Origin of the sequence: Burkholderia pyrrocinia (genome assembly GCF_022809715.1) — a bacterium.
GTDB lineage: Bacteria > Pseudomonadota > Gammaproteobacteria > Burkholderiales > Burkholderiaceae > Burkholderia > Burkholderia pyrrocinia_C.
The window spans coordinates 493130-507330 of the sequence record NZ_CP094459.1 but is presented as its reverse complement, the minus strand read 5'-3'; the positions used below and the strand labels follow the sequence as shown (position 1 = coordinate 507330).

Sequence of the window (14201 nt, the reverse complement as noted above, 5' to 3'; positions counted from 1 at the left end):
GGCCGGATCGGGGACCGTTCCGGTGGGACGCGCCGCGCAGTCTGCGAAGCTGCGTGGGCGATGCGGCGCACGAGGCGCCGGCGCATCGCGTGCGCCCGTTCCGTCGGCTTTCGTCAGCCGCCTTCGAAGCGAAGGAGTGTAAGCATCAAACGGTTCTTCACTAAGAACCAATTGAAGAATTTCGATGGGACCACTTGTTGCATCGACGCGAACCGATGCAACGCCTGGTCGGGTCGGCGCCGGCTCGCGCGCCGTCAGGGCGCTTCCGTCAAAGGCAATCCCGCAGCGTCGCGCGCCGGACGCTCAGTTCCCGCCGCGCGCGGCTTCGTCCCGCCATTTGGCAGGCACGATGGCGTGCCATTCTCGCAGAAGCAGGTTTTTCACGGCGTCGGGATGCGCGGCCGACAGGCGCACCAGCACGATCGGCGAGCCCGCGTAGTGATCGGTCACGTAATACACGTCGGGTTCCGATTCGATCAGCCACGCGCGTTCGTCGGGGCCGACGCCCTTGACGACGAGCGTGTCGCCGTCCTCGCGCAGCCGCGCGAGCAGCTTGCCCTTCACCTTGAGTGCGGGCGTGCCGTACGACGTGCCTTCCTCGACGCCGCGCCACGCCAGCGCGATCTGCCGGACTTCGTCGAATGTCACGATGCCTCCTCGACCGTTGGTCGACGGTTGACGGTCCGGCCACCCTATCGGAAATCGCGCGGCGCGCCCAGCGATGTGCGCCTATCCGCCGGTCGCTCGCGCGGCCACCGGCGCGCGTCCGGTGGTCGCGACGATGGCGAACGCGATCGCATTCGCGACGGCGCTCGCGAGGATCGGCACGAGATAGCCGCCCCCCGCGTCATAGATGAAGCCGGCAGCGGCCGGCCCGATCAGCGTGCCGAACGCGACGCTCGTGTACAGGATGCCGATGATCGCGCTCACGTTGCGGCCGCCGAAATAGTCCATCACGACCGCCGGCAGCACCGCGACCCAGCCGCCATAGAACACGCCGAACACGAGTGCGAACGCGGCAAGCGTCGCAACGGTGCCGGCGCCCGCCCACGCGACGAGCGCAACGGTCATGCCCGCGAACATCGCGAGCAGCGATGCGCGGCGGCCGAAGCGGTCGGCGAGGCCGCCGAGGAAAAAGCGGCCGGCCGTACTGCCGACGCCGATCGCGCCGAGCAGCAGCACGGCCGTCGATGGCGCGACGCCATGATCGAGCGCGTACGGCACGAGGTGGACGAACGGGACGAATACGCCGAACGAGCATACGAGACAGGCGGCGTAGAGACTCGCGAACGGCCGCGACGTGACGGCCTCGCGCACCGTCGCGCCAGCGTGCACCGTCGTGGCGGCCGCGCCGGCTCCGGAAGCACCGGTATTCCGGCCGCCGTCGCTGGCCGCATCGCCATCCGGCAACAACCCGCGCCCGCGCGGATCGTTCTCGATCAGCAGCGACATGCCTGCCCCCAGGACCACCGCGATCGCTGCCAGCGTGAAATACGCGCCGCGCCAGCCGACATGCGCGATCAACGCGGACGCGAGCGGCGGCATCGCGAGCGTGCCGACGCCGATCCCCGCGACCGCGAGCCCCGACGCGAAGCCGCGCCGGCGGATGAACCAGCGCTGCACCGCGCCGACCGCCGGCACGTACGCGCAGCCGACGCCGAGACCGACGCCAAGCCCATACGCGACATAAACCTGCAGCAGCGTGTGCGCGGCGCCGGCGGCGGCGAGCCCGGCGCCCGTCAGCAGCATGCCGGCGACGGCGAGCCGCCGCGAGCCGAAGCGATCGGCAAGCGGCCCGCTGACGATGCCGAAGCCGAAATACAGGAAGCCGGCGAGCGAGAACACGAGCGAGATCTGCCCGCGCGATGCGGCGAAATCGCGCTGCAGCGACTCGACGAACGCGCTGAACGTATACGCACTGCCGAACCCGACGAACGTGACGGCGAACGCGGCCGCGACCACGTACCAGCCGTAGAAAAGGCGCGACGCGCCCGGACGGTTCATGACGATGCTCCTCTCAGGTCCCTCCGGACGCCGCGCGGCGTCCGGATTGCCTCATGGATATAGTTGAACTATGTTGATCACATCGGCCGCCGCGAGGCAGCCCTGAAGAATGCGATCCGATGCGACAACGGTACTCGCGCGTACGCGTCGTCTCAAACGATATTTCGTCGGCCTTTCGCTTTAGAAAAACTGAATGAATCGTTCCCGTCTGCCACCACTCAACGCGCTGCGTGCATTCGAAGCGGCCGCCCGCCACCTGTCGGTGAAGTCGGCGGCCGAGGAGCTGTCGGTCACGCCCGGCGCGGTGAGCCAGATGATCCGCACGCTCGAGACGCATCTCGGCGTGCAGCTGTTCGAGCGCGTCAACCGCGGCATCCTGCTGACGGCCGCCGGCCGCGACTACCTGCCGCCGGTGCGCAATGCGTTCCGGCAGATCGCCGATGCGTCGCAGCGCGTGTCAGGTGCCGCCGACAGCGGCGTGCTGACGGTGAGCGTCACACCGTTCTTCGCGTCCGCGTGGCTCGTGCCGCGCCTCGCGCAGTTCCGGCACGCGTGCCCGGACGTCGACCTGCAGATCGTCACGAGCCATGCACTCGCGGATTTCGCGCGCGACGGCGTCGACGTCGCGATCCGTCACGGCCTCGGGCGCTACATCGGGCTGTGCAGCGAACGCCTGCTGACGGTGGAAATCGTCGCGCTCGCGTCGCCCGAACTCGTCGCGCGGCTCGGCATGCCGGCGACACCGGCCGATCTCGTCGGCTGGCCGCACCTGCACGATGCCGAGCGCAAGGGCTGGCACATCTGGTTCGGCGCACAGCGTATCGACGATTTCGGCCCGCCCCGCGGCCCCGCGTTCGACGACTCGGGCCTGTTGCTGCAGGCGATCGTCGCCGGCCAGGGCGCCGGGCTGCTGCCGGCCGCGATGGTGCGCGGCGAGCTCGAAAGCGGCCGGCTCGTGCAGCTCGCCGACGTCGCGTGGCTCGACGATTTCGCGTACTACCTCGTCTATCCGCCGCATCACGCGGAACGGCCGAAGATCGCCGCGTTCCGCCGTTGGATTCTCGACGCCGCACAGGCCAACGGCGCGGCATCGATGTCCGGCGCGGCTTGACGTCGCTCCACCGCGAGGCGCCGGCGCCGATCCATGGCCGATCGGCTAACATGCGGCGCGGGCCATCGGCCCGACATCGATAACAACAGACCGAGAGAGACCATGCCTGCCCTGCTCCGCCGCGCGACACACGTCGCGACGCTGTCGATCGCGCTCCTCGTTGCGTGCGCCGCCCTGCCTCCTTCCGCGCAGGCGTACCGCGCACCGCCCGGCTACGGCAACGGCTACGGCAACGAAGCCGATCTCGACCGTCACGACACGTATCGCAACCGCGACGGCGAAACCGTGCATGCGCCCGCCCATTCGAAATCGGGCCGCGTGCCCGACGGCGCAAGCGCGCGCTGCCGCGACGGCACGTACAGCTTCAGCCGCCACCGGCGCGGCACGTGCTCGGGGCACGGCGGCGTCGCCGCGTGGCTGTGAACGCCGCGCGCCCGAATGCCTGCGTCGTGCCAGCGACACCCGGCGGCGAAGTACAATAGCCGCTCGCGCCGCCGCCACTCGGCGACGCCGCCGCGCCTTGCGCGGCACGCTCCGTACCGAATCACCCGACGCCGCCCTGCCAGCGCGCTGCGCGGCCGTCTCAACTTCTGACTTTCACACCCAAATGGCCCAATACGTTTTCACGATGAACCGGGTCGGCAAGATCGTGCCGCCCAAGCGCCAGATCCTGAAGGACATCTCGCTGTCGTTCTTTCCGGGCGCGAAGATCGGCGTGCTCGGCCTGAACGGCTCGGGCAAGTCGACGCTGATCCGCATCATGGCGGGCGTCGACAAGGACATCGAAGGCGAAGCGACGCCGATGCCGAACCTGAACATCGGCTACCTGCCGCAGGAACCGCAGCTCGACCCGACGAAGACGGTGCGCGAAGCCGTCGAGGAAGGCCTCGGCGACCTGTTCCAGGCCAACAAGAAGCTTGAAGAAATCTACGCGGCGTATGCCGAGCCGGACGCCGACTTCGACGCGCTCGCGGCCGAACAGGCGAAGTACGAGGCGATCCTCGCGTCGAGCGACGGCGGCAGCCCCGAGCAGCAGCTCGAAGTGGCCGCCGACGCGCTGCGCCTGCCGGCGTGGGACGCGAAGATCGAGCACCTGTCGGGCGGCGAAAAGCGCCGCGTCGCACTGTGCAAGCTGCTGCTCGAAAAGCCCGACATGCTGCTGCTCGACGAACCGACCAACCACCTCGACGCCGAATCGGTCGACTGGCTCGAACAGTTCCTGGTGCGCTTCCCGGGCACCGTCGTCGCCGTCACGCACGATCGCTACTTCCTCGACAACGCGGCCGAGTGGATTCTCGAACTCGACCGCGGCCACGGCATTCCGTGGAAGGGCAACTACAGCAGCTGGCTCGACCAGAAGGAAGAGCGCCTGAAGCAGGAAGAAGCGTCGGAGTCGGCGCGCCAGAAGGCGATCAAGAAGGAACTGGAGTGGGTGCGCCAGAACCCGAAGGGCCGCCAGGCGAAGTCGAAGGCGCGTATCGCGCGCTTCGAGGAGCTGAACAGCCAGGAATACCAGAAGCGCAACGAGACGCAGGAAATCTTCATTCCGGTCGGCGACCGCCTCGGCAATGAAGTGATCGAGTTCAAGAACGTCAGCAAGGCGTTCGGCGACCGCCTGCTGATCGACAACCTGAACCTGAAGATCCCGGCCGGCGCGATCGTCGGCATCATCGGCCCGAACGGCGCCGGCAAGTCGACGCTGTTCCGGATGCTGACGGGCAAGGAGCAGCCGGATTCGGGCGAGGTCGTGATGGGCCCGACGGTGAAGCTCGCGTACGTCGACCAGAGCCGCGATGCGCTCGACGGCTCGAAGACCGTGTTCGAGGAAATCTCGGGCGGCGCCGACGTGCTGACGGTGGGCAAGTACGAGACGCCGTCGCGCGCGTACATCGGCCGCTTCAACTTCAAGGGCGGCGACCAGCAGAAGATCGTCGGCAACCTGTCCGGCGGCGAACGCGGCCGCCTGCACCTCGCGAAGACGCTGATCTCGGGCGGCAACGTGCTGCTGCTCGACGAACCGTCGAACGACCTCGACGTCGAAACGCTGCGCGCGCTGGAAGACGCACTGCTCGAATTCGCGGGCTCGGTGATGGTGATCTCGCACGATCGCTGGTTCCTCGACCGGATCGCGACGCACATCCTCGCGTTCGAAGGCGATTCGCAGGTCACGTTCTTCGACGGCAACTACCAGGAGTACGAAGCCGACAAGCGCGCGCGCCTCGGCGAGGAAGCCGCGAAGCCGCACCGACTGCGCTACAAGCCGATCACCCGCTGAGCGGCGCGGCCCGGGCGCCCGGCACTGCGGCAACGCGGGGCCGGATGCCGAAGGTGGCCGCTTCCTTCCGGATCGGCAAAATGACAAAGCGGGCTCGTGGCCCGCTTTTTTCATCTGACGATCGCTCGCCCGCCGCCTACGCGAGCGCGCCCAGTTCGCGCAGCCGCGCCTCAGTCTGCGCCGCGCTCGTGTGATGAATGCCGTGCCAGCCGAGCGCCGTTGCGGCCGCGGCGTTCTTCGCGTTGTCGTCGATGAACACGAGCTCGCGCGGCGCGATGCCCGGCAGGTGCGGATCGATTCTCGCGTGCATCTCGCGGTAGATCGCCGGATCGGGTTTCACGAGCTTCACGCGGCCCGACACGACGATGTCCCTGAACCGCCGCAGGACCGGGAAGTTGTCCCACGCATACGGAAACGTCTGCGCGGACCAGTTCGTCAGCCCGAACAGCGGCATCCCCTGCGCGTCGAGCCGGTCGACGAGCGCGGCGCCTTCGTCGAGCACGCCGCCGATCATCTCGTGCCAGCGTGCGTAGAACGCGCGGATCAGCACCTCGTGCTCCGGAAACTTCGCGACGAGCTCGGCCGTACCTTCCTCGATCGTCTGCCCGCCGTCCTGGCGAATCACCCAGTCCATCGCGCAGACATGCGTGAGGAACCAGCGACGCTCGGCCTCGTCGGGAATCAGTTGCCGGTAAAGGTAGTCGGGGCTCCAGTCGATCAGCACGCCGCCGAAATCGAACACCACCGCCTTGATCGTCATGCGAACTCCGCGGCGAGCACGTCGGCGAGCGGACGCGGCGTGACCGCGTTGCCCGACAGCGAATTGTTTGCCCAGACGAAGTGATGATGCGCGACGATCTGCGCGGCCGACAGGTGCGCACGCTCGTTCGTCGTATGCAGGTCGGACACGACGGTCGTCCGGTAGCCGAGCAGTGCCGCACGGCGCGCGGCCGAATCGACGCAGAACTCGGTCGCATAGCCGCAGATCAGCACCGAACGGATGCCGTGGCGGTCGAGCTGCGCCGCGAGCGGCGTGTCGTGGAACGAGTCGCCCACCTGCTTGCGCACGCGCCAGTCGTCGCTCCCGACGACCAGCCCCGCATGCAGTTCCCAGCCCGGCGTGCCGGGCACGATGTCGTCGTCCGCGTCGCCGTCGTGCTGCACGAAGCACACGGGCGCGTTCGCCGCGCGTGCCGCCGCCGTCAACCGGTTGATGCCCGACACCACGTCGTCGAGCCGGTACGCGGGCTGCGCCCGCTCCACCAGTCCGCGCTGCATGTCGACCACGATCACTGCGGTGTCCGCCATGTGTTGCCCTCGCTATTGTTGTTCGGCCGTCGTCCGGCCGTTATCGCACGTCGCGTCAGATCGGCTGCGTGCGCGTGTCGAGCCATGCCTTCGCGTCGCCGCTCAGGTGCCGGCCGACGCGCTCGCGCACCGTCGCGTGATACGTGTTCAGCCACGCGCGCTCTTCGTCGTGCAGCATCTCGATCAGCACGCAGCGCGTGTCGATCGGGCACAGCGTCAGCGTCTCGAACGCGAGGAAATCGCCGAACTCGGTCTTCCCGGCCGCGCGGTTCACGACCAGGTTCTCGATCCGGATGCCCCACTGGCCGGGGCGGTACACGCCCGGCTCGATCGACGTGATCATCCCCTCTTCCATCGCCGTGTACGGCTCGGCCGGCGCGTAGTGCGAGATGACCTGCGGGCCCTCGTGCACGTTCAGGAAATAGCCGACGCCATGCCCCGTGCCGTGGCCGTAGTCGAGCCCGGCCGCCCACATCGGCGCGCGCGCGATCGCGTCGAGCATCGGCGAGCGGATGCCGCGCGGGAAGCGTGCGCGCGACAGCGCCATCATCGATTTCAGCACGATCGTGAAATCGCGCCGCTGCAGGTCGCTGACGGTGCCGACCGGCACGACGCGCGTGATGTCGGTCGTGCCCGTCACGTACTGGCCGCCCGAATCGATCAGCAACAGGCCGTCGCCGGCGATCGTCGCGTGCGACTCGGGCGTGGCGTGGTAATGCGGCATCGCGCCGTTCGCGTTGAAGCCGGCGATCGTCGCGAAGCTCGGCGACACATAGCCGGGGCGCCGTGCGCGCGCAGCCGTGAGCTTCTCCTCGATCGTCAGTTCGGTGATCGTCTCGCGGTTCACGGCCTGCTCGAACCACGCAAAGAATTCCGCGAGCGCGGCGCCGTCGTGCTCCATCGTCACGCGCACGTGCTCGATCTCGGCGGACGTCTTGCGTGACTTCGCGAACGTCGACGGATTCACGGCCTCGACGAGCTTCACGCCGGCCGGCACGGCCTCGAGCGTGCCGAACGTCACGCGGCGCGGGTCGACCAGCAGCGTCGCGCCGTCGGGCAGCGCCGCGAGCGATGCGCGTGCGGCATCGTATGCACGGACGTCGACGCCGTCCTGCGCGAGCGACGCGGCCAGCGCCGGCGACACCTTGCCGTCGGCGACGAACAGCGTCGCGCGATCGGCACCGATCATTGCGTGCGCAACGAATACGGGATTGAAGTTGACGTCGGCGCCGCGCAGGTTGAACAACCAGGCCAGATCGTCGAGCGTCGACACGAAATGCCACTGCGCGCCCTGCGCGTGCATCGCGCGGCGCACTTCGGCCAGCTTGCTCGCGCGCGTCGTGTCCGCCTGCGGCGCCGCGTGCTCGAACACCGCGTCGCCGGGCAGCCCCGGGCGCTCGGGCCAGATCGCGTCGAGCAGGTCGAGGTCGGTGCGCAGCGCGATGCCGCGCGCGCTCAGCGCGGCCGTCAGCCCGCGCGCGGCCGCGACGCCGAGCACGGCGCCGTCGACGCCGACCGTCGCGCCCGCTGCCACGTTCTGCGCGAGCCAGTCGACGTGCGGCGCGCTCTGCTGCCCGCCCGTCATCTTCATCAACTGCACGCCCGTGCCGGCCAGTTCGGCATCGGCCTGCACCCAGTAGCGGCTGTCGACCCACAGCCCCGCGAAATCCGCGGTCACGACCAGCGTGCCGACCGAGCCCGTGAAGCCGGACAGCCAGCGGCGGGCCTGCCAGCGCTCGGGCAGGTATTCGGACAGATGGGGATCGGCGGACGGCACGAGATAGGCGGCCAGATCCTCGCGGGCCATGGCGCCGCGCAGCAGCGCGAGGCGGGCCGGCACCGACGAGACTTCGGGAAGACGGGCATTCATGATTTCACCTGAGAGCATTCAGCGACGGGCCGACAGCGCGACCGTCACGGCTACGGCAAGGAACGCGACGCCGGTGCAGACCGGCCATTCGAGCGTCTCGCCATCGTAAAACAGTCCCGAGAGATTGCCGGCCATGCGGGCGGCAGCCGCACCCACGATGCCGACGAGTACCGCGATCCACCACGCCGGCCGGCCCGTGCGCCGCATCGGGTGCAGCCATCGGCCGAACAGCCCGACGGCCGCTCCCAGGACAAGGATTCCAAACCAGTTCATTCGACGCCTTCTATAAATTCAGATTCGTCCCATAGGCGTGAACGTTGCCAGCGGCTAGCATCGATTCATCCATCGAACCCGAGACCAGCCGGGCGCCGCGAACGTTCGAGTGTAGGGGCCGACTCGACGTTATGGCAAGCGCGCACCGGCTGCCGTATTGAAGAAACTCTCATGCGAATCGCTCTGATCGATCCGGAGGCGCGTCATGCCGCGCTCCTGAACCGCCTGCTCTTTGCAGGCGGTCATGTGTGCCACGCGTTTTCGTCCAGCACGGCGTTCTTCGAATGGCTCGCCACCGACACCTGCGACATGCTGATCACCGGCAACTGGGCCGGCGACCAGCCCGCCGAGGAAGTCATACCGCGCGCGCAGGCGATCCTGCCCGGGCTGCCGGCCATCGCCGTGATGCAGTTGCCGCGCGAAAGCGAAATCGTATCGTGCCTGCACGCGGGCGCCGACGATTGCCTCGTGCGCCCCGTCAGCGGGCCCGAACTGCTCGCGCGCGTCAACGCGCTGAGCCGGCGCGCCGGCGTGCGCCGGCCGCCGACCCGCTCGCGCGAAATGTATGGCGAATACGCATTCGACGCCACGCATTGCCTTGTGCGCTTCGGCAACGCAATCGTTTCACTCACGCCCAAGGAGTTCCGCTTCGCGCAGTTGCTGTTCGCGAACCTGTCGCGGCCCGTGTCGCGCGCCCATATCCTCGAAACGGTGTGGGCCCGCCGCCGCGACATGAAGTCGCGCACGCTCGATACGCATGCGTCCCGGCTGCGCAGCAAGTTGCAGCTGCTTCCGGAGCATGGCTACCGCCTGTTGCCGCTCTACGGCTATGGCTACCAGCTCGAACGCGTGCCGATCGAGCCCCCAAATTCCCGGCCGTGCCACACCGATGCCCGGTATGCGGCGAGTGAGGAAATCGCTGAAACGCTATAATATGGGGCTAAACGATAGCCCTCGATATGCAACTCCTCACGATCGGAATCAATCACCACACTGCGCCTGTCGCCCTGCGCGAACGCGTGGCGTTTCCGCTCGAGCAGATCAAGCCGGCTCTCGTCACGTTCAAGAACGTGTTTCTCGGGCCCCAGGCACCCAACACGCCCGAAGCGGCGATCCTCTCCACCTGCAACCGCACCGAACTGTATTGCGCGACCGACGATCGCGCAGCACGTGAAGGCGCGCTCCGCTGGCTGTCGGAGTATCACCGGATTCCCGTCGACGAGCTCGCCCCGCATGTTTACGCGCTACCGCAGTCGGAAGCGGTCCGCCATGCATTCCGCGTCGCATCCGGCCTCGATTCGATGGTGCTTGGCGAAACGCAGATTCTGGGCCAGATGAAGGACGCCGTGCGCACCGCGACGGAAGCCGGCGCGCTCGGCACCTATCTGAACCAGCTGTTCCAGCGCACATTCGCGGTGGCGAAGGAAGTGCGCGGCACGACCGAGATCGGCACGCAGTCGGTGTCGATGGCCGCCGCCGCGGTTCGCCTCGCACAGCGGATCTTCGAAAAGGTGTCGGATCAGCGCGTGCTGTTCATCGGCGCCGGCGAGATGATCGAGCTGTGCGCGACGCACTTCGCCGCGCAAGGCCCGCGCGAACTCGTCGTCGCGAACCGCACGGCCGAACGCGGCCAGCGGCTCGCCGAACGCTTCAACGGCCGCGCGATGCCGCTGTCGGATCTGCCGGCCCGCATGCAGGAATTCGACATCATCGTGTCGTGCACGGCGTCGACGCTGCCGATCATCGGCCTCGGCGCGGTCGAGCGTGCGGTGAAAGCACGCCGCCACCGGCCGATCTTCATGGTCGACCTCGCGGTGCCGCGCGACATCGAGCCCGAGGTCGGCAAGCTGAAGGACGTGTTCCTCTACACCGTCGACGATCTCGGCGCGATCGTGCGCGAAGGCAACGCATCGCGCCAGGCGGCGGTCGCGCAGGCTGAATCGATCATCGAGACGCGTGTGCAGAACTTCATGCAATGGCTCGACACGCGCAGCGTCGTGCCGGTGATTCGTCACATGCATACGCAGGCCGACGCGCTGCGCCGTGCCGAAGTCGACAAGGCACAGAAGCTGCTCGCACGCGGCGACGATCCGGCCGCCGTGCTCGAAGCGCTGTCGCAGGCGCTGACCAACAAGCTGATCCACGGCCCGACGAGCGCGCTCAACCGCGTGAACGGCGCCGATCGCGATTCGCTGATCGACCTGATGCGTGGCTTCTACCAGCACGCGCCGCGGTCGAACGACCAGTCCGGCCACTAGCGCCGGCCGGTTGCCCTGCCGCCGGCCGCGAGCCGGCCTATCCTTTCCGAATACCCTTGCCCGGGAGCGCCGCTCCACACCATGAAGACGAGCATGCAACGCAAGCTCGACCAGCTGTCCACACGGCTGGCCGAACTGAACGACCTGCTGAGCCGCGAAAACGTCACGGCCGATCTCGACCAGTACCGCAAGCTGACGCGCGAACATGCGGAACTCGGCCCGGTCGTCGAGCAGTACGCGCTGTGGCGCCAGTCGCGCAGCGACGAAACGGCCGCGCAGGAACTGCTCGCCGATCCGTCGATGCGCGATTTCGCCGAGGACGAGATCCGCAGCGCGCGAGAAAGCATGGCCCGCCTCGAGGTCGAGCTGCAGAAAATGCTGTTGCCGAAGGATCCGAACGACGATCGCAACATCTTCCTCGAAATCCGCGCGGGCACGGGCGGCGACGAATCGGCGCTGTTCGCGGGCGACCTGCTGCGCATGTACCTGCGCTTCGCGGAACGCCATCGCTGGCAGGTCGAGATGATGTCGGAGAGCGCGTCGGATCTCGGCGGCTACAAGGAAGTGATCGTGCGGATCGCGGGCCAGGGCGCGTATTCGCGCCTGAAGTTCGAATCGGGCGGCCATCGCGTGCAGCGCGTGCCGGCGACCGAGACGCAGGGGCGCATCCATACGTCCGCGTGCACGGTCGCGGTGATGCCGGAAGCCGACGAGATCGGCGAGATCGAGATCAATCCGGCCGACCTGCGGATCGATACGTTCCGTGCGTCCGGCGCGGGCGGCCAGCACATCAACAAGACCGATTCGGCGGTGCGCGTCACGCACATCCCGACCGGAATCGTCGTCGAGTGCCAGGACGACCGTTCGCAGCACAAGAACAAGGATCGCGCGCTGAAGGTGCTCGCCGCGCGCATCAAGGACAAGCAGTATCACGAGCAGCACGCGAAGGAAGCGGCGACGCGCAAGAGCCTGATCGGCTCCGGCGACCGCTCGGAGCGGATCCGCACGTACAACTTCCCGCAGGGCCGGATGACCGACCACCGGATCAACCTGACGCTGTACCGGCTCGAGGCGATCATGGACGGCGATCTCGACGAACTGATCGGTGTGCTCGTCAGCGAGCACCAGGCCGAACTGCTCGCGTCGCTCGGCGACGCCGACTGAGGCCGCGATGCCCGACACTACCGCCGACGAACTGTTGCGCGCGTCGCCGCTCGACGCGGTCGATGCGCGCGTGCTGCTCGCGCACGCGCTCGGCTGGACCCGCACGCAACTGATTACGCGTGGCGACACGCCGCTCGACGCTGCCGCGGTCGAACGCTATCGCGCGCTCGAAGCGCGCCGCGTGGCCGGCGAGCCGGTCGCGCAGCTCGTCGGGATGCGCGAATTCTTCGGCCGGCCGTTCGACGTGACGCCCGACGTGCTGATCCCGCGCCCCGAAACCGAACTGCTCGTCGAAGCCGCGCTCGACGCGATCGACGGGCTGCCGCATCCGGCCGTGCTCGATCTCGGCACCGGCAGCGGCGCGATCGCCGTATCGATCGCGGCCGAGCGTCCCGATGCACGCGTGTGGGCGCTCGACCGTTCGCCGGCCGCGCTCGCAGTCGCGCAATGCAACGCCGGCAAGCTGCTCGACGCGCACCGCCCCGGCGGCCCGCTGCACTGGCTGCAGAGCGACTGGTACGCGGCGCTCGATCCGGCGCTCGCATTCGACACGATCGTCAGCAACCCGCCGTACATCGCGCAGCACGATCCGCACCTTGCGCAGGGCGATCTGCGTTTCGAGCCGCGCGGCGCGCTTACCGACGACGCCGACGGCCTCAGCGCGATCCGCACGATCGTCGCGGGCGCCGGCGCCTACCTGAAACCGGGCGGCACGCTGTGGATCGAGCACGGCTACGACCAGGCCGAAGCCGTCCGCGCAGTGCTGTCGTCGCACGGCTTCGTCGCAGTCGAATCGCTCGCCGATCTGGCTGCGATCGAACGCACGACCGGCGGCCGCCTGCCGGGCTGATGCCCGGCCCGCCCGGTTGAAATCCGCTATCATTTCGATCTAACGCCCCGCAAACGCAAGGTCAGTCATGGACACCCAACAACGTATCAAGCAAATCGTCGACGAAAACCAGGTCGTGCTCTTCATGAAGGGCAACGCGCAATTCCCGATGTGCGGCTTCTCGGGCCGCGCGGTGCAGGTGCTGAAGGCCTGCGGCGTCGACCAGTTCAAGACGGTCAACGTGCTCGAGGACGACGAAATCCGCCAGGGCATCAAGGAATTCTCGAACTGGCCGACCATCCCGCAGCTCTACGTGAAGGGCGAATTCGTCGGCGGCTCGGACATCATGATGGAGATGTACCAGTCGGGCGAGCTGCAGCAACTGTTCGCAGCCGCTTAACACGCCCGACCCGTCCCACCCTTTCGATGGCATCTCCCAGCGCGCCGCCACGCCGGCTGATCGTCGCGATCACCGGCGCCACCGGCGCGATCTACGGCGTGCGGCTGCTCGACCTGCTGCGCGCCGCCGGCGGCGTCGAAACGCATCTGCTGATTTCGAACGCCGGCTGGCTCAACATCCAGCATGAACTGAAGCTGCCGAAGGCCGATGTCGAAAGCCGTGCGGACGTCGTGCATTCGGTGCGCGACGTCGGCGCGACGATCGCGTCGGGCTCGTTCGCGACCGACGGGATGGTGATCGCGCCATGCTCGATGAAGACGCTCGCGAGCGTTGCGCACGGGCTGTCCGACAACCTGATCACGCGCGCGGCCGACGTCACGCTGAAGGAACGCCGCCGTCTCGTGCTGATGGTGCGCGAAACGCCGTTCAACCTCGCGCATCTGCGCAACATGACCGCCGTCACCGAAATGGGCGGCATCGTGTTTCCGCCGTTGCCCGCGTTCTATGCGATGCCGAAGACGATCGAGGAACTCGTCGACCAGACCGTCACCCGCGTGCTCGACCTGTTCGCGCTCAGCGCACCGCTGACGACACCGTGGGCCGGCATCCGGCACGCGCAGTAAGCCGATCGCCACACCCGCTTCTTCGCGCATCTTCACCGATTCAATCGGCAATTCATTCGATTTCACGCGTACTGACGTCTACCCAC

At 67.9% G+C, this 14201-nt stretch carries 15 protein-coding genes; 9 read left to right on the top strand and 6 right to left on the bottom strand.

Translation table 11 applies throughout. From position 1 onward, the window contains the following. Positions 1 to 303: 303 nt before the first annotated feature. Positions 304 to 648 carry an MmcQ/YjbR family DNA-binding protein gene (locus tag MRS60_RS02360; RefSeq protein WP_243565165.1) on the bottom strand — a complete coding sequence of 115 codons (345 nt, stop codon included), beginning with the start codon at positions 646 to 648 and terminating at the stop codon, positions 304 to 306. Between the two features lie 81 nt (positions 649 to 729). Further along, entirely contained in the window at positions 730 to 2004 is a 1275-nt protein-coding gene (locus tag MRS60_RS02355; protein ID WP_243565164.1) for an MFS transporter, read from the bottom strand. A gap of 193 nt (positions 2005 to 2197) precedes the next feature. On the opposite strand from MRS60_RS02355, the gene gcvA reads away from it, so the two are divergent. The 3 genes from gcvA to ettA all read left to right on the top strand — a co-directional run bounded on the left by gcvA (position 2198) and on the right by ettA (position 5390). Then, positions 2198 to 3115: a transcriptional regulator GcvA gene (gene gcvA, locus MRS60_RS02350; RefSeq protein ID WP_243565163.1), complete on the top strand. Its 918-nt coding sequence runs from the start codon at positions 2198 to 2200 to the stop codon at positions 3113 to 3115. Positions 3116 to 3217: 102 nt separating this feature from the next. Then, a complete protein-coding gene (locus MRS60_RS02345; RefSeq protein ID WP_243565162.1) occupies positions 3218 to 3538 on the top strand; it encodes a DUF3761 domain-containing protein in 321 nt (106 codons plus the stop codon). 184 nt (positions 3539 to 3722) lie between these two features. After that, positions 3723 to 5390 carry an energy-dependent translational throttle protein EttA gene (gene ettA / locus MRS60_RS02340; RefSeq protein WP_034183713.1) on the top strand — a complete coding sequence of 556 codons (1668 nt, stop codon included), beginning with the start codon at positions 3723 to 3725 and terminating at the stop codon, positions 5388 to 5390. Positions 5391 to 5526: 136 nt separating this feature from the next. Here ettA and MRS60_RS02335 read toward each other — a convergent pair whose 3' ends face one another. From MRS60_RS02335 to MRS60_RS02320, 4 genes are read right to left on the bottom strand one after another with little or no spacing between them, the layout of a single operon-like run. Further along, complete coding sequence (locus MRS60_RS02335; RefSeq protein ID WP_175750189.1) at positions 5527 to 6150, bottom strand: HAD family hydrolase; 624 nt, start codon at positions 6148 to 6150, stop codon at positions 5527 to 5529. After that, a complete protein-coding gene (locus MRS60_RS02330) occupies positions 6147 to 6698 on the bottom strand; it encodes a cysteine hydrolase family protein (protein WP_243565161.1) in 552 nt (183 codons plus the stop codon). Before MRS60_RS02330 ends, MRS60_RS02335 begins: the two co-directional genes overlap by 4 nt. A 55-nt stretch (positions 6699 to 6753) precedes the next feature. After that, complete coding sequence (locus MRS60_RS02325; RefSeq protein WP_243565160.1) at positions 6754 to 8568, bottom strand: aminopeptidase P family protein; 1815 nt, start codon at positions 8566 to 8568, stop codon at positions 6754 to 6756. 18 nt (positions 8569 to 8586) lie between these two features. Beyond that, entirely contained in the window at positions 8587 to 8841 is a 255-nt protein-coding gene (locus tag MRS60_RS02320; RefSeq protein ID WP_034183709.1) for a hypothetical protein, read from the bottom strand. Positions 8842 to 9012: 171 nt separating this feature from the next. On the opposite strand from MRS60_RS02320, the gene MRS60_RS02315 reads away from it, so the two are divergent. The 6 genes from MRS60_RS02315 (at position 9013) to MRS60_RS02290 (ending at position 14115) form a co-directional block, all read left to right on the top strand. Further along, positions 9013 to 9774 (top strand): response regulator transcription factor, encoded by a 762-nt coding sequence (locus MRS60_RS02315; protein ID WP_034183708.1) that lies wholly within the window; start codon positions 9013 to 9015, stop codon positions 9772 to 9774. A gap of 26 nt (positions 9775 to 9800) precedes the next feature. Further along, positions 9801 to 11099, top strand: a complete 1299-nt coding sequence (hemA, locus tag MRS60_RS02310) for a glutamyl-tRNA reductase (protein WP_034183707.1) — start codon at positions 9801 to 9803, stop codon at positions 11097 to 11099. An 81-nt stretch (positions 11100 to 11180) separates the two neighbouring features. Beyond that, entirely contained in the window at positions 11181 to 12263 is a 1083-nt protein-coding gene (gene prfA / locus MRS60_RS02305) for a peptide chain release factor 1 (RefSeq protein WP_105392244.1), read from the top strand. Positions 12264 to 12270: 7 nt separating this feature from the next. Further along, on the top strand, positions 12271 to 13113 hold the full coding sequence (gene prmC, locus MRS60_RS02300; protein WP_034183705.1) for a peptide chain release factor N(5)-glutamine methyltransferase: 843 nt from the start codon (positions 12271 to 12273) through the stop codon (positions 13111 to 13113). Positions 13114 to 13180: 67 nt separating this feature from the next. Then, positions 13181 to 13492, top strand: a complete 312-nt coding sequence (gene grxD, locus MRS60_RS02295; protein WP_006753626.1) for a Grx4 family monothiol glutaredoxin — start codon at positions 13181 to 13183, stop codon at positions 13490 to 13492. A 26-nt stretch (positions 13493 to 13518) separates the two neighbouring features. Then, positions 13519 to 14115 (top strand): UbiX family flavin prenyltransferase, encoded by a 597-nt coding sequence (locus MRS60_RS02290; RefSeq protein WP_034183704.1) that lies wholly within the window; start codon positions 13519 to 13521, stop codon positions 14113 to 14115. Positions 14116 to 14201: the final 86 nt, after the last annotated feature.

What these genes read in the sequence shown, in the direction of transcription:
- MRS60_RS02355 (WP_243565164.1), bottom strand. Translation starts at nt 2,004, where the DNA reads ATGAACCGTCCGGGCGCGTCGCGCCTTTTCTACGGCTGGTACGTGGTC.
- gcvA (WP_243565163.1), top strand. Translation starts at nt 2,198, where the DNA reads ATGAATCGTTCCCGTCTGCCACCACTCAACGCGCTGCGTGCATTCGAA.
- MRS60_RS02345 (WP_243565162.1), top strand. Translation starts at nt 3,218, where the DNA reads ATGCCTGCCCTGCTCCGCCGCGCGACACACGTCGCGACGCTGTCGATC.
- ettA (WP_034183713.1), top strand. Translation starts at nt 3,723, where the DNA reads ATGGCCCAATACGTTTTCACGATGAACCGGGTCGGCAAGATCGTGCCG.
- MRS60_RS02335 (WP_175750189.1), bottom strand. Translation starts at nt 6,150, where the DNA reads ATGACGATCAAGGCGGTGGTGTTCGATTTCGGCGGCGTGCTGATCGAC.
- MRS60_RS02330 (WP_243565161.1), bottom strand. Translation starts at nt 6,698, where the DNA reads ATGGCGGACACCGCAGTGATCGTGGTCGACATGCAGCGCGGACTGGTG.
- MRS60_RS02325 (WP_243565160.1), bottom strand. Translation starts at nt 8,568, where the DNA reads ATGAATGCCCGTCTTCCCGAAGTCTCGTCGGTGCCGGCCCGCCTCGCG.
- MRS60_RS02320 (WP_034183709.1), bottom strand. Translation starts at nt 8,841, where the DNA reads ATGAACTGGTTTGGAATCCTTGTCCTGGGAGCGGCCGTCGGGCTGTTC.
- MRS60_RS02315 (WP_034183708.1), top strand. Translation starts at nt 9,013, where the DNA reads ATGCGAATCGCTCTGATCGATCCGGAGGCGCGTCATGCCGCGCTCCTG.
- hemA (WP_034183707.1), top strand. Translation starts at nt 9,801, where the DNA reads ATGCAACTCCTCACGATCGGAATCAATCACCACACTGCGCCTGTCGCC.
- prfA (WP_105392244.1), top strand. Translation starts at nt 11,181, where the DNA reads ATGAAGACGAGCATGCAACGCAAGCTCGACCAGCTGTCCACACGGCTG.
- prmC (WP_034183705.1), top strand. Translation starts at nt 12,271, where the DNA reads ATGCCCGACACTACCGCCGACGAACTGTTGCGCGCGTCGCCGCTCGAC.
- grxD (WP_006753626.1), top strand. Translation starts at nt 13,181, where the DNA reads ATGGACACCCAACAACGTATCAAGCAAATCGTCGACGAAAACCAGGTC.
- MRS60_RS02290 (WP_034183704.1), top strand. Translation starts at nt 13,519, where the DNA reads ATGGCATCTCCCAGCGCGCCGCCACGCCGGCTGATCGTCGCGATCACC.